The following is a 9824-nucleotide window of genomic DNA, read 5'->3' as shown; positions in this document are numbered from 1 at the left end:
AACCCAGATTCCAGAGGCGCTGGCTAAATTAACCAATCTGACGCAGCTTGACCTCCGTAACAACCAAATAACCCAGATTCCAGAGGCGCTGGCTAAATTAACCAATCTGACGCAGCTTGACCTCAATGGCAACCAAATTACCCAGATTCCATTAGAAATTCTTAATTCAAAAGATGTAAAAGAGATTTCTAATTACTTGAGGCAAATTCGCATAAGTGAAACTCGACCATTACACGAAGCCAAACTCTTGCTCATCGGACAAGGCAGCGTCGGCAAAACATCCCTCATTGAGCGACTAATCCGCAATGAATATGATAAAAATCAACCCCAAACCGACGGACTCAATGTGGAAACTTGGAACGTGCAGGTCAATAGCAAATACATCCGCCTGAATGTTTGGGACTTTGGCGGACAGGAAATTTATCATGCCACCCATCAGTTTTTTCTGACTAAACGCAGCCTCTATCTCCTAGTCTGTAATTGTCGCACTAGCGAAGAAGAAAACCGCATCGAATATTGGCTGAAACTAATCGAAAGCTTCGGCGGAAAGTCCCCCGTGATTATCGTTGGCAACAAAAAAGACGAACAACCCCTCGACATCAACCGCAAGGCATTACGCGAAAAATATCCTAACATCCAAGCGATTATCGAAACCTCCTGTCAAGACAATATCGGCATTGATGAACTTCGCACCGCAATTTTGCAGCAAATCGCCAACCTCAAAGAAGTCTACGACCCTTTACCCCTGACATGGTTTGAGGTTAAACAACAACTCGAATCCATGACCGAAGACTTCATCAGCTACAACAGCTACATCGGCATCTGCCACCAAAAAGAGATTCCCGAAGAACAAAACCAAGAGCAACTCATCGACTTGCTGCATCGACTCGGCTTAGTTCTCAACTTCCGCGATCATCCCATCCTCAAAGATACCAACGTCCTCAAACCCAACTGGGTGACAGAAGGCATTTACACGCTCTTGAGCGATGAAAACCTCAAAACTAAAACCAAAGGCATTTTCACCCCCGCCGATCTTGAGCGCATCCTCAATCCAGAGCGATACCCCACCAAGCGTCACGGCTATCTGATCGGGCTGATGAAAGAATTTGAGCTTTGCTTTGCACTAGAATGTTACCCACCACAATTTCTGATTCCGGGACTTTTGCCTAAAGATGAACCAGACGAAACAAAACTCCACGGCGAAACCCTGGAATTTCAATACCATTACAAAGTTCTCCCCGAAAGCATCATTTCCCGCTTCATCGTCATCAGCCACGAAAAAATTCATAACCAAATTTATTGGCGCAGTGGCGTAATGCTGCAATATCAAGAAAACAACGAAATCTACAATATCGCTCGCATCAAAGCCGATCCCGAAGACAAAAAAATCTTCATCACCATTAGCGGACGTAAAGAAACCCGCCGCTTATTTCTCGGCATCCTCCGCGATGTCTTCCAAAAAATCCACAAAACCCTTCCCAATCTCGAAATCACCGAATGGGTTCCCGTCCCCAACCATCCCAAACATCCGCCCCTCGACTACCAAGAACTCCTCGGACTCGAATCAATGGGTGAAAGCACAATCACCATTGGCAAACTAAAATTAAAACTCGATTTGCGTCAACTTTTAGATGGGTACGAAGACATTAAAATACGTCAAAGAAAACAGACTGACCTAAGTGTAGAAGTTTTAGAAGATAGTCCTTACAATATTTCCTTTCAAATTAACGATCATCGCCGTTCTAAAACTTTTAATCAACATGGAGAAGGCGATAATTTTGCAGGCGATCTCATCGATGGAGATAAAATAATCAGATAATTATAAAAAATCTAGATATTGTTACGCTCAAAAAACTATGTCTAACACCATCAATCAATTCGGCAAAGGCGATAACGTTGCAGGTGATAAAATCCAAAATGACTTCAAAGGCGCAAACATCGGCAACTTTGCCAACGAAGTCAAAGACAACGCCAGTCAGCAAGCCTCTAACTTCACCCAAACAAGCGGCGCAAACATCAGCGAAATTCTGCAACTAATCGGCAACCTGCGCCAAACTGCCGCCCAATTTCCGGAAGCAATCAGCAAAGACATTACCCGCGAAGACATCATCATTGATATTGATGATGTAGAAGCAGAAATTCAAAAGCCAGTAAAAGAACGCAATGTACCCAAACTCAAAAAACGTCTAATAGCTTTACTAACTGCTGCTAGTGTAATTGCTGGCGCGATCGCAGGTATGACAGACTTTACAAACAATGTTCTGGAAATAGGAAACAAATTAAATATTGAACTAAAGCTTCCTTCTGGTAAATAGACTTTTCTCACTCCACGAGCGATGTAACCTATTCCAAATTAATAATCATGGCATACAGCATTTTGCATCTAAATGAAGTACATCCTTTACCCCACCCTAACCCTCCCCTTGTAAAGGGGAGGGAACTAGATTTTTCTTGTTTCCCCCCTTTGCAAGGGGGGATTAAGGGGGGTAATAATTTAATTAAAATTACAGCAAACTATTTTTCAAACAACCTTTTAGCAATGCGTTGACAATGCGGCTTATATTAGTTGAAGATGAAGCAGATTTAGGTGCAGCAATCAAACAAGTCCTGAGCCATGAGGCATATATAGTTGACTGGTTTCTAGATGGTAATCAGGCATGGCAATATCTAGAAACTGGCTGGACTGAGTATACACTGGCAATTTTTGATTGGATGCTGCCTGGAGTTTCGGGGATAGAGTTGTGTAAATGGTTGCGCGATCGCCAATTAACTTTACCGATACTAATGCTAACAGCTAAAGACCGGATGGAAGAAAAAATTATTGGTCTAGATAGCGGTGCGGATGATTATTTAGTTAAACCGTTTGATATGGCAGAACTGTTGGCAAGATTGCGAGCATTACAACGGCGAGCCTCTTACGTTGGAGCAACACTGACACCTCAAGTCCAACCCCGACGCTTACAAGTAGGTTGTCTGACGCTCAATTACAGCACTCATCAAGTTATTCGTGAGTATGTTCACGGAGAAAAGCAAGTGTTTTCACTAACTACCAAGGAATTTCAATTATTGGAATATTTTATCAGGCATCCTAACCAAATTATCAGCCGCGACCAAATTATCAATCAACTTTGGGAAATTGGTGCAGAACCAGTTAGTAATGTAGTAGCAGCACAAATTCGTTTATTGAGACGCAAATTAGGAGAAGAAGACAGCGAATCTTTAATTGAAACTATTTATGGTGTGGGCTATCGCCTAAACATTAAACCTCTTGCAGAAATCTTTGAATCACCCCACCCCAACCCTCCCCTTGTAAAGGGGAGGGAGCAAGATTTCTAGTTTCCCCCCAATATATCGGGGAATTAAGGGGAGTCTATTCCAATACGGTTCGGATAAGCATTTTGAACTCAGAATAGGGTTTGGGGAAAAAGGCAATGGGTTTGCGGTTAAAGGTTTTTTATTCCCCTTTCCCTTTCCCCTTTACCCTTTCCCCGAACCGTATTGAGGTCTATTCGACTTATGCAAGAAGTCTATTCATGCTGCTGATTTTTGCTAACTTGACAGCAATACTTTCAGCAAGGGTTTAAAAATATGGAACGCAATCCCATTTTCCACCAAACTCGGTTGCGGCTTGCGGCTTGGTATACCCTTGTCATGGGCGGTATTTTAGGGCTATCTAGTTTGGGAGTTTATAGTGTGGTTGCCCATACCTACTATGAAACCATAGACCAGGGATTGCAATCAGTCGCAAACGCACTCCATAAAAGTATTGAACCGGCTTGGCAACAACCCGGACAATTACAACGCCTTGCTAAAGAATTTTCTTTAGAATTATGTGTGGTTCAGACTAATTGTTTACCTAAAACAACATCCCTTAAAAAATCGATCGCAGAAGCGGCGAATCCAGTTAATTACTATATCCGTTTATTGGATCGCTCAGGAAAACTTTTTGCCAGTAGCGGTATGGAATTTGACAAGTTACCGATTGCCTCAACATTACATAATTGGCAGATATTAACAGATTACTCTGGCACTCGATACCGCGAAATCACTTTACCTTTGTATACTCAAAACCAAGTTTCGGGTTATCTACAAGTAGCGCGTAGTATCACTGATTTAGACCAACATCTTACTTATTTAAGATTAACTTTGGTATTGGGATTGCCAATTTCTATGATTTTCGTTGGTTTGTCTAGTTGGTGGTTGGCAGAAAGGGCAATGCAACCTGTATATCTTTCTTACCAACAAATGCAACAATTTACTGCTGATGCTGCCCATGAGTTTCGCACACCTTTAGCAGCAATGTATTCTACTATTGAAGCTGCTATCAAGTTACAGCAAGAACCAAAAACCGATGGTGGAATTTTAGATGTACTCAAACGCCAAAATCGGCGTTTATCACAATTAGTTGGAGATTTGCTGTTATTAACGAGGATAGATCAAAAACAACTAACAGGAGAATATCAGCCTTGCTGTTTGAATGATATCATTAGCGATTTAATTGAGGAATTAGCATTTTTGGCAGTAGAGACTCAGGTCAATCTCTTTAAGCAGGTGCAAGTCTCAGAAAAATTATATGTGATGGGAAATGAAGATCAGCTTTATCGCTTAATTTCTAACTTAATTGTCAATGCAATTCAAGCAACATCTAGCGGTGGAAAAGTCACGGTTTTTTGGGAAAAAAGTGAGCTTTACGCCATAATTAAAGTTCAAGATACAGGAATTGGTATTGCCCCAGAACATCAACAGCGAATTTTCGATCGCTTCTACCGAGTAGATCGCGATGCCTACGGCGGACTGCGCCTACGCTCTCGCAGCTCTGGCGGTTCGGGATTGGGATTAGCCATAGCAATCGCGATCGCCCAAGCACACAAAGGTAATATTCACGTTCAAAGTCAACCTGGGCTAGGTAGTACATTTACCGTTCGACTTCCTCTTTCACCGTGATTTATAAAAATAAATGTTGCTATTTGCAAATCTGCGATCGTAAGGTGCAACTTTGAGTTTTTGCATACATGGAGATCGCACCTTTATCTGTTAACAAATCCTAAAAGTGCTTTGATAGTTTTTCCACTGGATGATTAAGATATAAGTATTTGACCTGACGGGTATCGATACTCATGGTGCAAGACCAGATTTTGCTGAATGATTGGCATGTAATAGCGCGATCGCAAGACCTCCAACCTGGAACAGTTCTGCACAAGCGCTTATTAGGCGAAAATCTAGTGCTTTGGCATAATGGGGACAAAGTTTTAGCTTGGCAAGACCTTTGCCCTCATCGTGGCGCTCGTCTTTCTCTAGGATATGTTAATAAAGAGACTCTTGTTTGCCCTTACCACGGTTTAGCCTTTAATAGCGAGGGAAAATGTGTACTAGTTCCGGCTAATCCCGAACAATCGCCCCCCGCTCAAGCTTGTGTTAAAACTTACCAAATTCAAGAGCGTTACGATCTGCTCTGGGTTTGTTTAGGGACACCAAAACAAGACATAGCTCCGTTTTCTGAGTGGTACGATCCGGTCTATCAAAAGATTTTCTGTGGCCCTTACTACTATCACTCTAGCCCTTTGCGGGTGCTGGAAAATTTCATCGATCCGGCACACTTCCCAATTTTGCATTCGGGATTATTTGCCCACGCCAGTCATCCTGAGTTGACGCACTATGAATTAGAGTCTCTTCCAGATGGGATTAATTTCAAATGTGGTTTGTGGGAACTAGATTTTAATTCCGGTAATCCTCTGTCAGCACCACTGATTTTTAACACTTACGATTACCGCATTTTCCGTCCGCTAGTGGCATACTTTAAACTTGGGCCTGGAGATCGTCGTTTAAATATCTTCTATACAATTACGCCAGTTGATGAAGATGAATGCGTGGCGCAATATTGGTTAATGGTAAATAGTGTCCGCGAATTAAAAGTGGAAGTATATCTAGATATTCAAAATCAAGTTGCTAGTCAAGATATTGCCATTGTCGAGTCCCAGCAACCCCGACGCTTACCTTTAGATTTGCAAACAGAAGTACATTTATCGAGCGATCGCTATTCTATAGCATACCGAAAGTGGCTTAAACAACAGGGTGTTACTTTCGGCACTATTTAGAACTTGGCGATGCTTGTCATTTGTATGATTAAGAAAAAATATTTAGATAAAATTGCTTTAGCAACTAACTCCCTTAAAAATTTTAAAAAACGGTAGATTAGACCTCTTGCATAAGTCGAATATGACCCCCCTTAATCCCCCTTATTAAGGGGAGAAACTTGAAATCTTGCCCCCTCCCCTTCACAAGGGGAGGGTTGGGGAGGGGTGATTCGACTTATGCAATAGGTCTATTGTTAACTGCTCTACCGCTTTTTATGTATCTTGAATTGGCTTTCATTTCAAGGTTAATTTTGGAGATTTATCGATCCACAGATGTTAGTTTTAAAGGATACAATGGCTCAGATCCATTTAATTGCCAAATTCTAAATACCAAGACAGCAGCTACAGTTAACCACACACAAGAAAATGATAAAGTCATTCCTGCTATAGAATTAGTTTGCCAATAAATTGCCGTCACTACTATAGCAGATAACCAAGGGCCTAAAATAACTACAGGTACAGCAGCACCTAATCTCCGTTCTACAGTAAAAATCGTATTCCAAGTATCCCCTAAAGCCAGATGTACCACAAACAAAATTAAAGGCAACACTAAAAACTGGTGATTCATTTGCTGCCAAACTAATACAGAAGAAATTACCCGCAAAACAGCAATTATCATCCAAACTATGGGAAATGCTAAAGGTGGAGGCGACCATCTTGGTCTGATTACCTGATCATAGGTCTGACGAGAACGGGTATTATCTAAAAGAGAAAAAATTCGAGAACGGATACTTATTAGGGCAAAAAATAGTCCAGCCAATAAAGTGCTAAACCAACTGGGAAAATAAGAATTGTTATCAATCAACATTACTAATTTTTCCATTCCCAACAACACGAGAATCATAACTAATATTTGTAGGATAGTTCCTAGTGTATAAACTAAAACTGCCTTGATATCTAGTTCTTCTGTAGTAGCTATTGATGTGTTTAGAGACTGTGATTTATTCCCAGGTTTTACCCCCATCACTGTATTAACAAACTGTTCAACTATTCCATTGTTCTTGGATTTATTCATAATGAAGAAATGGCGCGTAGTTGGTAATTAGTAGTAATCAGTCATTATATGATATTCTAATAGCTAAAAATAATTTGGTTAGGCTTTTTTAATATCAGAGTTTATAAGTTCCGAATCTAATGTACAGTTTTTCATAAGTGGTGTTGAGGAAAAAACGTGGAATTTCATAAGTTCTTGTATATTTTTACTCTAGTAAATATTGCTACGTTTGCTCTGAGTGTACCTGTATTTGCTCAAATCACACAGGCTCCCTTTAATTCTTCACAGTCAAGTTGTCGTGTAACTAAAATAAGTACTCCAGTTTTCAAAGAACCTTCAACATCATCCCATGCTATCAGAATATTGTCGGCAAAAACAAAGATTACTTTAGCATATATACCAGTTAGTGGAGATAGATTTGTCAGAATTAAAGCTCCGACTTCAGGGTTTATTCAAACTGCTGTACTGAAATTTTGTCAGCCGAATAACAACGCTCAAAATATATCGAGTAAACCTACTATTGGCAGTGTATGTCGGCAAATTGTACGACAGGAAACTATACGTCGCCAACCAAGTACAAGAGAACCTTTTATTACAACACTTTCGCCAAACACAACTGTGTATGTGAACTTGGTTACAGGTAATATAGTTAAGTCATACAAATCTGAGAATTATATTTGGGTAGAAATCGACCTTGCCAGAAGTTTCCCTGGAGAATTATCTGGTAATGGTTGGATAGTCAATACTGACTTAGTGAATACTCCTGGATTAAGCAGTCTGGCTTATTGTAGTTAAGTATCTAGGCATAAATAAATTTAAAGTTTGCAGTCAGGACTTTAGTTCTGATAATCCTTGCTTTGAACAATAAATCGCTCACTACAAACTAGGAGTTTATTTTATATTAGACTTCTTGGCATTTATCGGGAAAAGGGTAAAGGGTAAGGGGGAAAGGGTAAGGGGTAAAGGGGAAAGGGTAAAGGGGAAAGGAATAACAAAAAACCTTTAACATGCAAACATGCACCTTTTACCCACGAGAGTGCAAAAGTTACTTTTGCCAAGAGACTCCATGAGTGGAACTCACAAGGAACAATAAAAATATCTCTTCCCCAGTCCCCATTACCCCTTATCCCCAGAGGGGACCCCCTGACAGGTGTAGGTATTTTACAAACGTGGCTGAAATGAGGTTTTTGCGTTGGTTGAAAACTCAAATTTTAGTCTCTAATTTTCCACCTAAGAACGAAATTTCGTTATTTGAACCACCTTTAGAACTCTGTTTGAGAGTATCCACTCATGCCCACATAAAAAACCTACACTTGTCAGGAGGGGACCCCACCATCCCCAGTCCCTATTTCGGATCAGTTACAACACTAATTTAGATGGATCTAGGGCAAGGGATGCATTCATTGACTAAAAAGAGGGAAAGGGAACCCCATCTTCCCCTTTACCCCAAACCCTTGCGAAGCGTTTTTACTTCAAGTCCATAACTTTAGTTATGGGGTTCCCTTTCCCCTTTCCCCTTTAACCTTTTCCCTGTCCGAAGGGCGTTGCCCTGCCCGAAGGGCGTTGACTTCAAACGGGAGGATCTACAGTAAAACCTGGACAATCAATTGTCAGGCAGAAATACATCGCGCATTTCGATGGATATCGATGTCATTCTCGAATTAATCTGTGCTAAAAAATTTTTTCGCAATCGTAACTATTTCCCCTAGTTCTCCCCTATTTCTTTCTAAATTCAAATCAGAAAAGCAGAGAACACCGCCCCAAACAAGCGCGCAATCTCTGCCGTATAAATAAGTCAATAAAAATGGAGAACAAATCTATGCTACACCAAATTAAAGAATTGCTGCAAAACGTACAATTACAACAGCAAGTAAAAGCAGCAGCTAACCAAGCAGAAGCTATCAAAGTGATAGCGATCGCAAGTGCAGAAAAAGGTTATAACTTCACAGTTGAAACTATTTCTCAAATGTTGGCAGAATTAACCTTTGTGGACTCCAATGAACTGAGTGAAGAAGAATTACTTAGTGTTAGTGGTGGGATGATGGCTGATAGTGCGCCTAAGCTATGTCATACAGCTAGCTGTGGTGGCGGACACGCAGGCTGTTGCTAAAAACGGTATGTAGCTTCTGTTTTTCTTTGGCATTGTAACCACCACAGGTCAGGTTGCTTTTCTAAAATAGCTTTTTAGATTCAACATCTCCAATATTTTAATTTGGATAATTTCCATACCTGATAGTGAAGTTCAATGCCAAAGAGATGCTGTATAACAAATTCTCTCTTTACTTTTTTAATCAAGAAAATGAGGGATTTTCATGAACAATTACTATCACTAACTCGGAGAAAATACAATTATGTTGTCACAAATTCAAAGCTTACTCCAAAATAGCCAACTACGCGAGAATATGCAAGCAGCAGTTAGCCAAACAGAAGCCATCAAACTGTTGCTAATTGCCAGTGCAGAAAAAGGTTATACTTTCACAGCCGAAAGCGTAGCTCAAATACTGACAGAGTTGACCTTTGTGGATTCCAATGAACTGAGTGAAGAAGAATTACTTAGTGTTAGCGGCGGGATGATGGCTGATAGTGCGCCTAAGCTATGTCATACAGCTAGCTGTGGTGGCGGACACGGTGGTTGCTGTTAAAACAAGTATGTAGCTTCTTCTGTTTAAGATTTTAGCCTTTACAGGTATTGCTTT

The 9824-nt window shown here is 40.6% G+C and carries 7 protein-coding genes and 1 pseudogene; 7 read left to right on the top strand and 1 reads right to left on the bottom strand.

Going from position 1 to position 9824, the window contains the following annotated elements:
- The 4 genes and pseudogenes from RM368_RS07465 to RM368_RS07445 all read left to right on the top strand — a co-directional run.
- A pseudogene (locus tag RM368_RS07465) lies at positions 1–2315 on the top strand (COR domain-containing protein); the annotation flags it as partial.
- A 235-nt stretch (positions 2316–2550) separates the two neighbouring features.
- On the top strand, positions 2551–3336 hold the full coding sequence (rppA, locus tag RM368_RS07455; protein WP_322693486.1) for a two-component system response regulator RppA: 786 nt from the start codon (positions 2551–2553) through the stop codon (positions 3334–3336).
- A 252-nt stretch (positions 3337–3588) separates the two neighbouring features.
- The gene (gene rppB / locus RM368_RS07450) at positions 3589–4944 is read left to right on the top strand and encodes a two-component system sensor histidine kinase RppB (protein ID WP_322693485.1); all 1356 of its coding nucleotides are present in this window, start codon (positions 3589–3591) and stop codon (positions 4942–4944) included.
- 173 nt (positions 4945–5117) lie between these two features.
- Positions 5118–6095 carry an aromatic ring-hydroxylating dioxygenase subunit alpha gene (locus tag RM368_RS07445; RefSeq protein WP_322693484.1) on the top strand — a complete coding sequence of 326 codons (978 nt, stop codon included), beginning with the start codon at positions 5118–5120 and terminating at the stop codon, positions 6093–6095.
- A 298-nt stretch (positions 6096–6393) separates the two neighbouring features.
- On the opposite strand, the gene RM368_RS07440 is transcribed toward RM368_RS07445, so the two are convergent.
- On the bottom strand, positions 6394–7149 hold the full coding sequence (locus RM368_RS07440) for a TspO/MBR family protein (RefSeq protein WP_322693483.1): 756 nt from the start codon (positions 7147–7149) through the stop codon (positions 6394–6396).
- A gap of 156 nt (positions 7150–7305) precedes the next feature.
- On the opposite strand from RM368_RS07440, the gene RM368_RS07435 reads away from it, so the two are divergent.
- From RM368_RS07435 to RM368_RS07425, 3 genes are all read left to right on the top strand, one after another.
- Positions 7306–7923, top strand: coding sequence for a hypothetical protein (locus tag RM368_RS07435; protein WP_322693482.1), 618 nt, complete (start codon positions 7306–7308; stop codon positions 7921–7923).
- A gap of 1024 nt (positions 7924–8947) precedes the next feature.
- Entirely contained in the window at positions 8948–9238 is a 291-nt protein-coding gene (locus RM368_RS07430; protein ID WP_322693481.1) for a Nif11-like leader peptide family RiPP precursor, read from the top strand.
- 241 nt (positions 9239–9479) lie between these two features.
- The gene (locus RM368_RS07425) at positions 9480–9770 is read left to right on the top strand and encodes a Nif11-like leader peptide family natural product precursor (RefSeq protein ID WP_322693480.1); all 291 of its coding nucleotides are present in this window, start codon (positions 9480–9482) and stop codon (positions 9768–9770) included.
- The last annotated feature ends 54 nt before the right edge of the window (positions 9771–9824 follow it).

It is taken from the genome of Nostoc sp. DedSLP03, assembly GCF_034530815.1.
Classification (GTDB): Bacteria; Cyanobacteriota; Cyanobacteriia; order Cyanobacteriales; family Nostocaceae; genus Nostoc.
The sequence above is the reverse complement of the archived record's forward strand: the minus strand, read 5'-3'. Positions and strand labels throughout refer to the sequence as shown.